At 65.5% G+C, this 12,699-nt stretch carries 17 protein-coding genes; 10 read left to right on the top strand and 7 right to left on the bottom strand.

What is annotated here, in order from left to right; all coding sequences use genetic code 11:
• Positions 1-7: 7 nt before the first annotated feature.
• Genes R5C80_RS04285 through R5C80_RS04265 form a run of 5 tightly spaced genes read right to left on the bottom strand, consistent with a single transcriptional unit; the run spans position 8 to position 4,654 of the window.
• Positions 8-982, bottom strand: coding sequence for an ABC transporter ATP-binding protein (locus R5C80_RS04285; RefSeq protein WP_038706163.1), 975 nt, complete (start codon positions 980-982; stop codon positions 8-10).
• A complete protein-coding gene (locus R5C80_RS04280) occupies positions 979-1,965 on the bottom strand; it encodes an ABC transporter ATP-binding protein (RefSeq protein ID WP_319049850.1) in 987 nt (328 codons plus the stop codon). Before R5C80_RS04280 ends, R5C80_RS04285 begins: the two co-directional genes overlap by 4 nt.
• Complete coding sequence (locus R5C80_RS04275) at positions 1,962-2,816, bottom strand: ABC transporter permease (RefSeq protein ID WP_038706161.1); 855 nt, start codon at positions 2,814-2,816, stop codon at positions 1,962-1,964. Before R5C80_RS04275 ends, R5C80_RS04280 begins: the two co-directional genes overlap by 4 nt.
• Positions 2,813-3,760 (bottom strand): ABC transporter permease, encoded by a 948-nt coding sequence (locus R5C80_RS04270; protein ID WP_038706160.1) that lies wholly within the window; start codon positions 3,758-3,760, stop codon positions 2,813-2,815. The genes R5C80_RS04275 and R5C80_RS04270 overlap by 4 nt, the downstream gene beginning before the upstream one ends.
• Before the next feature lie 3 nt (positions 3,761-3,763).
• On the bottom strand, positions 3,764-4,654 hold the full coding sequence (locus tag R5C80_RS04265; protein ID WP_023631947.1) for a proline iminopeptidase-family hydrolase: 891 nt from the start codon (positions 4,652-4,654) through the stop codon (positions 3,764-3,766).
• A gap of 172 nt (positions 4,655-4,826) precedes the next feature.
• Between R5C80_RS04265 and R5C80_RS04260 the strand changes: the two genes are divergently transcribed.
• The 5 genes from R5C80_RS04260 to R5C80_RS04240 all read left to right on the top strand — a co-directional run bounded on the left by R5C80_RS04260 (position 4,827) and on the right by R5C80_RS04240 (position 8,282).
• Positions 4,827-5,588: a LuxR family transcriptional regulator gene (locus R5C80_RS04260; RefSeq protein WP_038706159.1), complete on the top strand. Its 762-nt coding sequence runs from the start codon at positions 4,827-4,829 to the stop codon at positions 5,586-5,588.
• A 99-nt stretch (positions 5,589-5,687) separates the two neighbouring features.
• Complete coding sequence (locus tag R5C80_RS04255; RefSeq protein ID WP_094009959.1) at positions 5,688-6,587, top strand: proline iminopeptidase-family hydrolase; 900 nt, start codon at positions 5,688-5,690, stop codon at positions 6,585-6,587.
• Between the two features lie 176 nt (positions 6,588-6,763).
• Complete coding sequence (locus tag R5C80_RS04250; RefSeq protein ID WP_104443821.1) at positions 6,764-7,186, top strand: hypothetical protein; 423 nt, start codon at positions 6,764-6,766, stop codon at positions 7,184-7,186.
• Between the two features lie 52 nt (positions 7,187-7,238).
• Positions 7,239-7,847: a dTMP kinase gene (locus R5C80_RS04245; RefSeq protein ID WP_023630319.1), complete on the top strand. Its 609-nt coding sequence runs from the start codon at positions 7,239-7,241 to the stop codon at positions 7,845-7,847.
• Between the two features lie 108 nt (positions 7,848-7,955).
• Positions 7,956-8,282, top strand: a complete 327-nt coding sequence (locus R5C80_RS04240) for a putative quinol monooxygenase (protein ID WP_023630321.1) — start codon at positions 7,956-7,958, stop codon at positions 8,280-8,282.
• Between the two features lie 12 nt (positions 8,283-8,294).
• Here R5C80_RS04240 and R5C80_RS04235 read toward each other — a convergent pair whose 3' ends face one another.
• Complete coding sequence (locus tag R5C80_RS04235) at positions 8,295-9,065, bottom strand: SDR family NAD(P)-dependent oxidoreductase (RefSeq protein WP_319049849.1); 771 nt, start codon at positions 9,063-9,065, stop codon at positions 8,295-8,297.
• 112 nt (positions 9,066-9,177) lie between these two features.
• Between R5C80_RS04235 and R5C80_RS04230 the strand changes: the two genes are divergently transcribed.
• From R5C80_RS04230 to R5C80_RS04940, 5 genes are read left to right on the top strand one after another with little or no spacing between them, the layout of a single operon-like run.
• Positions 9,178-9,717: a chalcone isomerase family protein gene (locus R5C80_RS04230; protein ID WP_023630323.1), complete on the top strand. Its 540-nt coding sequence runs from the start codon at positions 9,178-9,180 to the stop codon at positions 9,715-9,717.
• A gap of 2 nt (positions 9,718-9,719) precedes the next feature.
• Positions 9,720-10,256 carry a DUF3833 domain-containing protein gene (locus R5C80_RS04225; protein ID WP_023630324.1) on the top strand — a complete coding sequence of 179 codons (537 nt, stop codon included), beginning with the start codon at positions 9,720-9,722 and terminating at the stop codon, positions 10,254-10,256.
• Positions 10,253-10,558, top strand: coding sequence for a DUF6482 family protein (locus R5C80_RS04220; protein WP_023630325.1), 306 nt, complete (start codon positions 10,253-10,255; stop codon positions 10,556-10,558). Before R5C80_RS04225 ends, R5C80_RS04220 begins: the two co-directional genes overlap by 4 nt.
• 8 nt (positions 10,559-10,566) lie before the next feature.
• Positions 10,567-12,093, top strand: coding sequence for a cryptochrome/photolyase family protein (locus tag R5C80_RS04215; protein WP_038706157.1), 1,527 nt, complete (start codon positions 10,567-10,569; stop codon positions 12,091-12,093).
• A complete protein-coding gene (locus R5C80_RS04940; RefSeq protein ID WP_081941257.1) occupies positions 12,090-12,317 on the top strand; it encodes a DUF2256 domain-containing protein in 228 nt (75 codons plus the stop codon). Before R5C80_RS04215 ends, R5C80_RS04940 begins: the two co-directional genes overlap by 4 nt.
• On the opposite strand, the gene R5C80_RS04205 is transcribed toward R5C80_RS04940, so the two are convergent.
• Positions 12,210-12,698, bottom strand: coding sequence for a DUF2878 domain-containing protein (locus R5C80_RS04205; RefSeq protein WP_038706156.1), 489 nt, complete (start codon positions 12,696-12,698; stop codon positions 12,210-12,212). The genes R5C80_RS04940 and R5C80_RS04205 overlap by 108 nt on opposite strands.
• Between the last annotated feature and the right edge of the window lies 1 nt (position 12,699).

Genomic DNA, 12,699 nt, shown 5'->3' with positions numbered 1-12,699 from the left:
GGGTGGGTCAGCACGGCAGTCGCGGGTGGACGCAGGCATGGTAGCGGCCACCTTCTGCGTGGCTGGGGGGAATATCTGCGCCGCACTCGGGCAACGCGTGGCGACAACGTGGGTGAAAGGCGCAGCCGGACGGTGGCTGCAGCGGGCTCGGCGGCTCGCCGGCCAGCGGGTGCTGCGGCAGGCGCCGGGCCGGGTCGATGTCGGCGATGGACTGCACCAGCGCGGCGGTGTAGGGATGGCGCGGGTCGTCGAAGACCTCGGCCACCGGGCCTTCCTCGACGATCCGCCCCAGGTACATCACCGCCACCCGGTCGCACAGGTGGCGTACCACGCCCAGGTCGTGGGTGATGAACAGCAGGGCCAGGCCCATGCGCTGGCGCAGTTCCAGCAGCAGGTTGATGATCTGCCCCTGGATCGACACGTCGAGGGCGGCGACGCACTCGTCGGCGACGATCAGCCGGGGCTCGACGGCCAGCGCCCGGGCGATGCCGACCCGCTGGCACTGGCCGCCACTGAGCGAGCCGGGCTTGCGCTCGGCGAGTTCCGCGCGCAGGCCGACCAGGCCGAGCAGTTCGGCGACCCGGGCGGGGATCTGCGCGGCGGGCACCTTGCGCTGCACCTGCAGCACCTCGGCGAGGATCTGGCCGATGCGCTGGCGTGGATTGAGCGCGCTGTACGGGTCCTGGAAGATCATCGCGGTCTCGCGGCGCAGGCGCTCGATATCCAGGCGGTTGCCCTGGCGCATGTCGCTGCCGTCGAACAGCACCTGGCCGCTGCTGGCCGGGGTCAGTTGCAGGATGGCCCGGGCCAGGGTGCTCTTGCCGCAACCCGACTCGCCCACCAGGCCCAGGGCCTGGCCGGCGGCGAGGCTCAGCGACGCGCCGTTGACGGCGTTGACCTTGCGTGGGCGCAGGTTTAACAGGCCGCCGCCCGGGGCGGGGAACTGCACATGCAGGTCGTTGACCTGCAACAGCGTGGTCATGACAGGCCTCCGGCCAGCAGCGGGGTATGGCAGGCCAGGCGATGGCCGGGGCCGATCTCCCGCAGTTTCGGCAATTGTGCCCGGCAGTCAGGCGTGGCCTGCGGGCAGCGCGGTTCGAAGCGGCACCCCGCGGGCAGGGCGTCGAGCAGCGGCGGTTGCCCGGCAATGGTGTTCATCAGTCCCGCGTGCCGCCGCGTCGCGGGATGGCAGGCCAGCAGTCCGGCGCTGTAGGGGTGGCGCGGCTGGCTCAGCAGGGCCTGCTTGGCGCCGTGTTCACACAGGCGCCCGGCGTACATCACGGCGATGCTGTCGCAGGTCTGCGCGACCACGCCGAGGTCGTGGCTGATCAGGATCATCGACAGGCCGCGGCGGTCGCGCAGCTCCAGCAGCAGGCGCAGGATCTGCGCCTGCACGGTGACGTCCAGCGCCGTGGTCGGCTCGTCGGCGATCAGCACCCTGGGGTTGCAGCCCAGGGCCACGGCGATCATCGCCCGTTGCCGCATGCCGCCGGAGAACTCGTGGGGATAGCTGTCGACGCGGGTTTTCGGGTCGGGGATGCCGACTTGGCGCAGCACCTCGATGGCCTCGGCCCGCGCTTCGCGCCGCGAGGCGCCCTGGTGCAGGCGGATGCCCTCGGCGATCTGCGCGCCGATACGCATCAGCGGGTCGAGGTGGCTACTGGGGTTCTGGAAGATCATGCCCAGCTCGCGACCGCGCATACGGCGCATGCCGGCCTCGTCCAGGCGCAGCAGGTCGTTGCCGGCCAGGCGCACGGCCTGGCCTTCGAGGCGCAGGTTCGGCGACGGCAGCAGGCGCATCAGGCCGCGACAGGCCAGGGTCTTGCCCGAGCCGCTTTCGCCCACCAGGCCGAGGATCTCGCCCTGGCCGAGGTCGAACGACAGGCGATCGACCAGGGTGATATCGCGTTGGCCAGCGCGGGCGATGACGCTCAGTTCGCGGACCCGGAGCAGGGCAGGGCTCATGTGCGGTCTCCCAGCAGCTCGGCGACGCCGTCGGCCAGCAGGCTGAAGCCCATGGCCAGGGTCACCACGGCCAGGCCCGGAAAGGTGCAGATCCACCAGGCGCTGGTGATGAAACTCTGCCCCTCGGCCACCATGGTGCCCCATTCCGGGGTGGGCGGCTGCACGCCGAGGCCCAGGTAGCTGACGGCCGCGCCATTGAGCAGCACCAGCACGGCATCCGACATGCAGAACACCACCGAGCCGAACAGGGCGTTGGGCAGCAGGTGGCCGAACAGCACGCGCCGGTGGCTGAACCCCAGGCTCCTGGCGGCCAGGGCGAAATCGCCTTGCTTGAGCACCAGGATCTGCGAGCGGATCAGCCGCGCATAGGACACCCAGCCGACCAGGGCCATGGCGATGTAGAAGCTGCCCAGGCCCGGGCCGAGGATGGCCATGATCGCCAGCATCAGCACCAGGAACGGGAAGGCCAGGACGATATCGACCAGGCGCATGCAGATGTTGTCCAGCAACCCGCCGACATAGCCGGAAACCGCGCCGATGCAGGTGCCGAGCAGGAACGGAAAGATCACCCCGATCAGCGCCATCTGCAGGTCGATGCGCGCGCCCCAGATCACCCGTGAGAGGATGTCGCGGCCAAAGTTGTCGGTGCCGAACGGGTGACCAAGGCTGGGCGCGGCCAGGCGCAGGTCGGCGTTCTGCGCCAGCGGGTCGAACGGCGCTATCCATGGCGCGCAAAGCGCCAGCAGGCACCAGCCGAGGACGATCGCCAGGCCGCAGTACAGCGCCAGGCGGCCATTGCCCAGGTGCCAGGCCAGGCGCCAGCGTAGCGCCAGTGCGGGGCTCTGGCTCATTGGATGGTCACCCGCGGGTCGAGGGCGGTAGTCACCACGTCGGCGATGAAGTTCACCGCCACCGTCGCGCAGGCCAGCACCATGGCCACGCCCTGGACCACCATGTAGTCGCGGGTGAAGATGCCGCGCACGAGCAACTGGCCGACACCGGGCAGCGAGAACAGGCTTTCGATCACCACGGTGCCGCTGATCAGCCAGCCGATGTTGACCGCCAGCAGGTTGATGGTCGGCAGCATGGCGTTGGGCAGGACGTGCCGGCGCAGGATCGCCCCTTCGCCCAGGCCGCGGGCGCGGGCAGCGGTGACGTGGTCGGCCTGCAGCTCCAGGAGGATGCTCGCGCGCAGGTTGCGCACCAGCACCGCCGAGAGCGCCAGGGCGATGGTCAGGCACGGCAATACCAGGTGGTGCAGTTTGTCTGCCCAGGTGCGGCCATAGCCGGATACCGGGAACAACCCCCAGTGCACGCTGAACAGCAGGATGAGCATGAGCCCCAGCCAGAAGGCCGGCAGGCCGAGCCCGGCGGTGGTGAACAGGCGGATCAGGTTGTCGGCCCAGCCGCCCTTGTGCCGGGCGGCGAGGGTGGCCAGCGGCACGGCGATCAGCAACGCCAGCAGCACGCTGCCCAGCACCAGCAACACAGTCGGCTCGATGCGCCCGGCAATCAGCGGCAGGGCATCGACCTTGTACAGCAATGACTTGCCCAGGTCGCCGTTGAGCAGGTTCTTCAGGAAGTACAGGTACTGCACCCAGATCGGCTCGTCGAGGCCGAACTGGGCGCGAATCTTCGCGATCGCGTCCGGCGTGCTGCGCGCGCCCAGCAGCACCCGCGCCGGGTCGCCGGGGATCGAGCGCACCAGCACGAAGGTGATGATGCTGATGCCCAGCAGCACCGGCAGCAGTTGCAACGGGCGAATCAGGACGAACCGGTAACGTGCCAGGCTCATCGGTCAGCCCCGGTTGCGTTGCAGGAAGTCCAGCAACACCGGGAAATAGGCCTGGGGTTCTTCGTAGAACGGCATGTGGCTGCTGTTGGGGAACACGTGCAGCTCGGCGCGGCCGTGCAGGGCCAGGTTCATGCGCATGGCGCAGGCGGGGGTCAGCTCGTCGTGCTGGCCGGTGGTGATCAGCACCGGCATGCGGAACTCGCCCATCTGCTCGAGGCGGTTCCAGTCCTTGAGGTTGCCGATATAAAGGAACTCGTTGGGGCCCTGCATGGTGCTGTACGGGCCCATGTTCCAGTCGCCCAGCGAGCGCTGGATCGGCGCCGGCCACTGCTCGAGGCGGCAGACGTGGCGGTAGTTGAGCAGGGTGATGGCCGCCTGGTACTGGGGATGATCGAGGGTGCCCAGGGCCTCGTGGCGCTGCATCATCGCCACGGTCTCGCTGCCCAGCGCGCCGCGCAGGCGCTCAAGCTCGGTGATCAGGTGCGGAATGTCGCCGACAGTGTTCTCGAGAATCAGACTTTTCAGCGACTGCGGGTGATGAATGGCGTACTCGATCGCCAGCCAGCCGCCCCAGGAATGCCCCAGCATGTGCACGCGCCCCAGGTCCAGGGCCTGGCGCACGCGTTCGACCTCGGCCACGTAGCGGGTGATGTTCCAAAGGCTGTCGTCATCCGGGCGGTCGGAGGCGCCGGTGCCCAGCTGGTCGAAGGCGACCACGCGGATACCCTTGTCCTTGAGCCAGGCATGGGCGTCGCGCAGGTAGTCGCAGGGCAGCCCCGGCCCGCCATTGAGGCACAACAGCACCTCGTCACCTTCGCCAAAGCTGTACACCACGACGTTATGGCCATCGACCTCTACGTCGAACCGCTGGTCAGGTTGCATCTCACGCCACATCGCTACTCTCCTGTTGGCCATGGCTTGGGGCTATAACTAGCGCAGGAGATTTCGTCGCCTACAAGCTAGTGTTTCCTATAGGTTTTGTATGGCAGTCCCGCGCCAAGCCGTGGCATTCTACGTGCCGGACTTCGGGATGGAAATCCAAAAGGAATCACAGGGAGTGTCAGGTATGCAGGCCAAGGTGGCTGAACTCAATGCCCGTCTGGCGTCGGACAAGAGCCTGGACGAACAGATGGACAGCGTCGCCGAACTGGCGGCAGAACTGGGCTTTGATGCCCTCGTGTACGACTACAGCCCTGTGCCGCTGGATCATGTCGGCGAGCTGATCACCCCGAGCGTGGTCCGACTGCGCCAGACCCCGAAGGACTGGCAGGACCTGTGGTGTTCCGAGGGTTTCTACCAGATCGACCCGGTACAGCAGGTTGCCGTGTCCTCCATCGCGCCCTTCGTCTGGTCGTACCTGCCCAAGGGCGAGACTATCCTGCAGCGCCACATCGACCGTCGCCACGCCCCGGTGGTCGGCTACCTGCACGATGCGCAGCTGACCTGCGGCGTGACTGTGCCGATCCACCTGCCACGGGGCGGGCTGGCGACCCTGACCGGCCTGCGCCCCCAGGCCAGCCAGCGCGACCTGGACGACGCCCGGGAGCACCTGGGCGATTTCAGTCAGATTGCCCACGCTCTGCAGGAGGCGGCCTATCCCTTGCTGGCCAAGGAGTCCTCTACCCGCGCCATCCGTCTGACCCGCCGCGAAGTCGAGTGCCTGCGCTGGGCCGCCGAAGGCCTGACGGCAGGGGAGATCGCCGACAAGCTCAACCGCTCGCTGGCGACGATTTCCCTGCACCTGACCTCGGCGATGCACAAGCTCGGGGCCAAGAACCGCGTCCAGGCGGTCGCCCGGGCGGTGCATTACCGCCTGCTCGACCCGTGAAAGGGGCAAAAAAAACCGAAAACCTAGCGAACTCTCTAGTTATGCCGCGTTACGCATAGGGTTATCGTGTGCTCCATGATTCACATGGAGCCGGATGAAATGGAACTCACCCAATCGCGTGAAGGTTTTGCCCCCTTTGGCGAATACCAGACCTGGTACCGCGTCACCGGCGACCTGGCCTGTGGCCGCACCCCCCTGGTCATCCTGCACGGCGGCCCGGGCTGCACCTACGACTATGTCGATGCCTATAAAGATGTTGCCGCTGGTGGCTACCCGGTCATCCACTACGACCAGCTGGGCAACGGCCGTTCCACCCACCTGCCGCAGATGCCGCCGTCGTTCTGGACGGTGAAGCTGTTCCTGGATGAGCTCGACAACCTGCTTGAGCACCTGGGCATCAGCGAGCGCTACGCACTGCTGGGCCAGTCCTGGGGCGGCATGCTCGCCAGCGAACACGCGGTGCGCCAGCCCAGGGGCCTGCGCTGCCTGGTGATCGCCAACTCGCCGGCCGACATGCGCACCTGGGTGCGCGAGGCCAACCGCCTGCGCGAAGAGCTGCCCAAGGACGTCCAGGAAACCCTGCTGCGCCACGAAGCCGTGGGCGACTACACCGCGGCCGACTACATCGCCGCCACCCAGGTGTTCTACGACCGCCATGTGTGCCGGCTCAAGCCCTGGCCGGAAGAGGTGGCACGCACCTTCGCCCAGGTGGAGGCCGACCCGACCGTGTACCACGCGATGACCGGGCCCAACGAATTTCACATCATCGGCAGCACCAAGGACTGGACCATCGTTGACCGCTTGCCGCGGATCAACGTGCCGAGCCTGTTGATCTCCGGGCGCTATGACGAGGCCACGCCGCTGGTAGTCAAGCCGTACCTGGACCTGATCCCCGGGATCCGCTGGGCGTTGTTCGAGAACTCCAGCCACATGCCGCATGTGGAGGAGCGGGTGGCGTGCATGGGCACCGTGGTCAAGTTCCTCGACGAGAGTCTGTAGCTTCAAGGGCCGCCAGCCGGCCGACAGTTTCCCTTCCTCAGGCCTGTCCGGGTTCAACCCGGCGGGCCTGAGTTTTATCTCCTCCCAGGTGACTAGCACCAGCACGTTCCCACGTGGTGATTAACAACCCGACGCCCCAGCGCTATCCTTAATCCAGTTCCCCAAGGAACCTCGCCATGCGCCGGCTGCTACTGCTGTTACTGATCACCGTCATCCCAGGCTGCCAAACCCCATTGCCCGCCGCCAACCCGCAGATGGCCTGGGTCGACCTGTCGCTGCCATTCCCCAACGACCGCGTCCTGCTGGCCGAACGCCTGGACAAGCAACGCCTGGACGAAGGCCGCTTCTTCCAGGTCAGCCCTGGCAGCCACGAATTGGTGGTGCGCTTTGACTATGAAACGAACGGCGGAGGAGGCATGAGCATGCTCGGCGGCACCACCGTCCGCCAATGCTACCTCACCCTCGATTACGCCCATTTCCAGGGCGGCCAGCGCTATGTGCTGGAAGCCCGCTCCATGGCCCTGACACCCGAGGCGAGGCTGTACAATGCCGCCCGGGAGATCGTCGCAGAGGTCAGCGAGTTCTACTGCCTGATGTGACCGAGCCCGGTTCATTGACTGTTCGTGAAGGAATTCAACCGTTGTGTGAAGCATGAGTCGTTCGCTGTTCATTTCCCTCGATGGCCCCAAGGGCACCGGCAAGACCACGCTGCTGGAAGCCGTCACCAAAGCGCTGAGGGCGGACAACAGGAAAGTGATCCGCATCTGCGAGAAGAAAAGCGATCCCTACCGGGGCGAAACCATGGTCCTGGTCAACCAGTTCGTCAGGAAACCCTGCCGGGACCTGGAAATGAAGGTTTGTGAGCGCCTGGCGGACAGCCGTGCCTGGATTTCCCGGCATGTGCTGGCCAAGCAACCGGCGGACAGCATCATCCTGATCGATCGCTGGTACCCGTCCGATGCGGCGTTTCGCCGACTGGTGCCGTTTGCCGAGATCCTTCGCTTGAACCTCGAACGCAACGTGCGGGTGCCGGACCTGCATGTGGGCGTTGTCACCGACCCTGAACTCTCGTGGAAGAGGGCAGCGGCGCGGTCGCGCGGATTGAGCAGTACCGTGATGCACGCGCTGGAGGAGCATGTCGCTTGCACCGAAGCGTTCGAGCGAGTGGTTGCCGATCAAGGGTGGGTTTTATGTCGCAACGAAGGAACGCTTGAAGAGGCGACAAGCGCGTTGGTATCTGAGATCCGTCGCCTGCTTTGATGGTCCTGATTTTCACTCCATCGGTGAAAGTGTTCACGCGCACGGCCGGTTTTTCCCAGGTGCCGGGCACGCCAGACTGGCTGGCAATCAACTGACCAGGAGCGTGACGTGAACACACAAGACCTTCCCCTCGTTTCCCTTGCCATCCTCAAGGCCAAGCCAGGCCAGGCAGCAGCGCTGAAAGAGGCCTTGCTGGCCCTGATCGAGCCGACCCGGGCCGAGCCCGGCAATCGTGACTACATGTTGTTCGAGCGCAGCGACGAGCCCGGGACGTTTTACATGCGCGAAGCGTTCGACCATCAACAGGCCCTGGACACCCACCTGGCCACCGAACACTTTCAGTATTTTGCCGAGCAGGCTGACCAGCTGCTGGCAGAGCCATTGCAACTGATCTTCCTTGACCCAGTATCCAGTGTCGTTGCGCCCTATCCCTGACACCCCTGCAAGTCACCAGGGAATTTGCCTTCCGTCCCAAGCCCAGAAGGTACCGGTCTGTGATGGTCCATGCCGGCCGATGAGTTCGAGGATGCAACCGGCGGCAAAAGCAGGCGAGAACAGTTTGTCGATTGGCACATTGCCCTGGAAGGGGCGCGAGAGCTGGGTGTCGGTGGTCCCAGGGTGCAGGGCAAGGACCGTCGACGCGGGGTTGAGCCGCTTGAGTTCGATGCTGGCCGTGCGCAACAGCTGGTTGAGCGCGGCCTTGCTGGCGCGATAGCTGTACCAGCCGCCAAGGTGGTTGTCGCCGATCGAGCCGACCCGGGCCGACAAGGCGGCGTAGGTGACCGGTTGCTGGCGCAGCAAAGGCAGCAGGTGCCTGAGCAGCAGGATAGGGGCGAAGCAATTGGTCACGAAGCTGGCCTGCAACCCCGCGATGTCCAGTTGCGCCAGGGACTTCTCGGGGCGTGCCGGGGGTTCGTGGAGTACGCCAAGGGTACTGATGACCAGATTCAACTGCGCACAGCTGGCCTGGACCTGCGCCGTCAGTGCTTGCAACGTCTGTTCATCCCGAGCATCGCAATCGATGCGCATCAACCTGCGGCCATGCGTCAGGGCCAGCGCATCGAGCGACGTGCTGCGGGTTGCCTGGCGCGACACGGCGATCAGCAGGCCCACGTCTTCGCGTGCCAGCAGTTGTTCGCACAGGGCAAGCCCGATGCCTTGGCTGGCGCCGCAGACCAACACGTTTGCGGGGCTGTGGAGGTTGGTGATGACACTCATCCGAAGTGCTCCTTGGTATGAATCGAGCTGCCCTTAATTTCTATACAACATTGAAAATTATCTGTACAAAGCCATAATCTTGTACAGGATTTGTCTTCTGTACAGGTTTTTCATGGTTTGCTCCGGACGATTAGCCTGCCTCTGTCTGCTGCTGATTTCGCTCACTTCGGTCGGCGCGGATTGGCGAGCCACGCTTGTGACGGCTCAACGGCTGGGTGAAGGGGAATTCACCTGGTTCGGCCTGCGTCTGTACAGCGCCCGTTTGTGGGCCGAGGGACCGGTGCTGGACTGGAGCCGGCCATTCGCCCTGGAGCTGAGCTACCACCGGTCGTTGTCCCGGGAAACGCTGGTCAAGGCAAGCTTGGAGGAGATGCGCCGTCTTGGCGCCGGCACCGTCACCACGCAACAGTTCGACGTATGGGCCCGTGAAATGCAGGCGGCATTCGTGGATGTGCGCCCCGGTATGCGCATCACCGGGGTGTTCCTTCCGCAAACAGGTTGCCGCTTCTACGTCGATGGCCGACTGCGCCATGAAGTGGCCGATGTGGCTTTCGCCCGGGCCTTCTTTGCCATTTGGCTTGACCCGCGCACCCGGGATCCACAATTGCGCCAGCGCCTGCTCGGCCTGGCCGGTAACGATCGAGGACACTGAATATGTACAAAGCTTTGTTGTTGACCATGTGCCTGTTGCTCGGCAGCTGTGGCAACGTCGGCGTCGAGCACTACGCCGGCGAGCAACCCAAGCTGGACCTGGCGGCCTTCTTCGCGCGTCCGGTGCAGGCCTGGGGCATGTTCCAGAAGCGCTCAGGCGAGGTCGTGAAGCGTTTCCATGTGCGTATCGATAGTCACCGCGAGGGCGAGCGGCTGATCCTTGACGAGCGGTTTCTCTACAGCGACGGTACTCGACAGCGGCGCACCTGGACGCTGGAGCCCGATGGCCCCGGCCGCTGGCGTGGCACCGCGGGCGACGTGATCGGCGAGGCCCGCGGCGAGGTGGCTGGCAATGCGCTGCGCTGGCGTTACCAACTGGACCTGCCGGTTGACGGGCGGCACTGGCAGGTGGACCTGGACGACTGGATGTACCTGATGGACGACGACACCCTGATCAACCGCTCGCGCATGAGCAAGCTGGGCGTGGAGATCGGCCAGATCACCCTGTTCTTTCGCCGCCTGCCGGAGGGCACGCCATGAATCTCAATACACTCTTCGAGCAGGTCGCTGCCGGCCAGGTGCAGGCGTTGGAACTGCTGTCGCTGGAGGGCGGTTTCTACCTGCTGCGGGCGATGGCCAATGCGGGGCCGGTCACACTGAGCGACGATCAGGGGCAGGCCGTTCGTTTTCACTCCATCACTCAATTGCGCCAGACGCTGGCCGGCTTGCAGCCGGTGCCGTGCATGCTGGTCCAGCAAGTGGTGCACGATGAAATGTGTGGGCAGCGTGACGGCCCTGTTGCGCCGCTGCGGGTGCCGGTGACGTTGGACGAGCAGTGGTAGCTTCGGCGATGCGTCTGGGCCTGGTGCTGGGCGACCAGCTGTCGTTCGACCTGGCCAGTCTCGCCGCGCTTGACCCGGCCCGCGATGCGATTCTGATGGCCGAAGTGGAAGGTGAGGCGCGCTATGTGCCGCATCATCCGCAAAAAATCGTGCTTGTCTTCAGCGCCATGCGTCATTTCGCCCAGGCGCTCAGGGCACGTGGCTGGCAGGTGCACTACGTCGAATTGGACGCCGACGGCAACAGTGCCAGCATTGCCGGCGAACTGCGGCGCTGGCAGCAGGCTCTGGGCGCCAGCGAGGTTCACTTGACCGAGTGCGGTGAGTGGCGCCTGGAACAGACGCTCCGCGAGGCGGGGCTACCGTTGGTGTGGCACCGCGACACCCGTTTCCTGTGCTCGCGAGAGGCGTTCGCGCGCTGGGCCCAGGACCGTACCCAACTGCGCATGGAGCATTTCTACCGCGGCATGCGCAAGCGCTGCGGCCTGCTCCTGGAGCCCGACGGCAGCCCGGCGGGGGGCGCATGGAATTTCGATAACGACAATCGCAAGCCGTTGGCGCGCGGCCTGCGCGGTCCGTTCCCGGCGCATTTCGCACAGGATGCCATAACCCGTGGCGTGGTGGCCCTGGTACGCCAGCGTTTCAGCGACCACTACGGCGAACTCGACGGTTTCGACTATCCCGTGACCCATACCGAAGCTCAACAGCTCTGGCAGCATTTTCTCGACTTCGGCCTGGCGGCGTTCGGCGACTACCAGGACGCAATGGCTGAAGGCGAGCCTTACCTGTTCCATGCGCGCATCAGCGCGGCGCTGAACATAGGGCTACTGGATGTGCGCTGCCTTTGTGAAGACGTGGAAAGCGCCTGGCGCCAGGGCCGGGTACCGCTCAATGCCGCAGAGGGCTTCATCCGCCAGTTGATCGGCTGGCGCGAGTATGTGCGTGGCATTTACTGGCTGCGTATGCCCGAGTACGCCAGGCTCAACCACCTGGGCAACACCCGCGGCCTGCCGGGCTTCTACTGGAGTGGGCAGACGCGCATGCGCTGCATGGCGCAGGCGATCGGACAGACCTTGCGCCTCGGTTACGCACATCACATCCAACGGCTGATGGTCACCGGCAACTTTGCCCTGCTAGCCGGCATCGCGCCGCCCGCGATCTGCCAATGGTACCTGGCCGTGTACATCGATGCGTTCGATTGGGTAGAACTGCCCAATACCCTGGGCATGGTGATGCACGCCGATGGTGGCTACCTGGGTTCCAAACCCTACTGCGCCAGTGGTCGTTACATCCAGCGCATGTCCGATCACTGCAAGGCCTGCAGCTTCAAGGTGGATCAGGCGGTTGGTGAAGACGCGTGCCCGTTCAATGCGTTGTACTGGCATTTTCTCATTCGCCACCGCGCCCAGCTTTCAGGCAACCCCCGCCTGGCCTTGGTGTATCGCAGCCTGGACGGCATGGCGCCTGCCCGTCGCGAGGGTGTGTGGCAACGCGGTGAAACGCTGCTGGCGCGGCTCGATGCCGGCCAGGACCTATGAAGAAGCAGCATCTCCCGAGCAAAATATGCGCGGTGTGCGGCCAGCCTTTCGCCTGGCGCAAGCGCTGGGCGCGGTGCTGGGCGCAGGTGCGCTATTGTTCTGAACGCTGCCGCCGCTCAGCGCCGCGCGGCGAGACGCACCAGCAAGGGGAGGGCCAGGGCCCAGATCGGCACCAGCAGCAAACTTGTCACCACCGCCCCCAGGGGCAAGGTGACATCAGCTAGCCTGGCGCCGCCCAGGTACGCCAGCGGGCCTCCCAGCGCGCCCACTGACGCGCCGCGCCAGAACGGCCAGCCCGCCCACGCCAGGCTGTGGCGAAGGCCGCTGGCCAGTACCAGCCACAGCAATACCAGCCACAATGGCAGTGGCCATGCTTCAAAACGAAACAAGCCGATCGCCCCCAGCAGGCTATCAAGCACGCAACCGGCCAAGGTCACGCGCAACAGTGCGCGAACTTCGCTGCCGCGAGCCGCGCACAGTGTCAGGTGCACCGCCATCCCCAGCGGCACCAACAACAGTAGCCAGGGAACCTTGGCGCCCAGCACGCAGGCCCACCAGCCAACCTGCAGCCATAGCGCATTGGCGATCAGCCAGGCGCGGGGCATC

It is taken from the genome of Pseudomonas sp. On1 (assembly GCF_033783325.1).
Note: the sequence above shows the minus strand (reverse complement) of the source record. Positions and strands in the feature narration are given on the sequence as shown.

Coding starts and splice junctions, on each gene's coding strand:
- R5C80_RS04285 (WP_038706163.1), bottom strand. CDS start 982: ATGACCACGCTGTTGCAGGTCAACGACCTGCATGTGCAGTTCCCCGCC.
- R5C80_RS04280 (WP_319049850.1), bottom strand. CDS start 1,965: ATGAGCCCTGCCCTGCTCCGGGTCCGCGAACTGAGCGTCATCGCCCGC.
- R5C80_RS04275 (WP_038706161.1), bottom strand. CDS start 2,816: ATGAGCCAGAGCCCCGCACTGGCGCTACGCTGGCGCCTGGCCTGGCAC.
- R5C80_RS04270 (WP_038706160.1), bottom strand. CDS start 3,760: ATGAGCCTGGCACGTTACCGGTTCGTCCTGATTCGCCCGTTGCAACTG.
- R5C80_RS04265 (WP_023631947.1), bottom strand. CDS start 4,654: ATGTGGCGTGAGATGCAACCTGACCAGCGGTTCGACGTAGAGGTCGAT.
- R5C80_RS04260 (WP_038706159.1), top strand. CDS start 4,827: ATGCAGGCCAAGGTGGCTGAACTCAATGCCCGTCTGGCGTCGGACAAG.
- R5C80_RS04255 (WP_094009959.1), top strand. CDS start 5,688: ATGGAACTCACCCAATCGCGTGAAGGTTTTGCCCCCTTTGGCGAATAC.
- R5C80_RS04250 (WP_104443821.1), top strand. CDS start 6,764: ATGCGCCGGCTGCTACTGCTGTTACTGATCACCGTCATCCCAGGCTGC.
- R5C80_RS04245 (WP_023630319.1), top strand. CDS start 7,239: ATGAGTCGTTCGCTGTTCATTTCCCTCGATGGCCCCAAGGGCACCGGC.
- R5C80_RS04235 (WP_319049849.1), bottom strand. CDS start 9,065: ATGAGTGTCATCACCAACCTCCACAGCCCCGCAAACGTGTTGGTCTGC.
- R5C80_RS04230 (WP_023630323.1), top strand. CDS start 9,178: ATGGTTTGCTCCGGACGATTAGCCTGCCTCTGTCTGCTGCTGATTTCG.
- R5C80_RS04225 (WP_023630324.1), top strand. CDS start 9,720: ATGTACAAAGCTTTGTTGTTGACCATGTGCCTGTTGCTCGGCAGCTGT.
- R5C80_RS04220 (WP_023630325.1), top strand. CDS start 10,253: ATGAATCTCAATACACTCTTCGAGCAGGTCGCTGCCGGCCAGGTGCAG.
- R5C80_RS04215 (WP_038706157.1), top strand. CDS start 10,567: ATGCGTCTGGGCCTGGTGCTGGGCGACCAGCTGTCGTTCGACCTGGCC.
- R5C80_RS04940 (WP_081941257.1), top strand. CDS start 12,090: ATGAAGAAGCAGCATCTCCCGAGCAAAATATGCGCGGTGTGCGGCCAG.
- R5C80_RS04205 (WP_038706156.1), bottom strand. CDS start 12,698: ATGCCCCGCGCCTGGCTGATCGCCAATGCGCTATGGCTGCAGGTTGGC.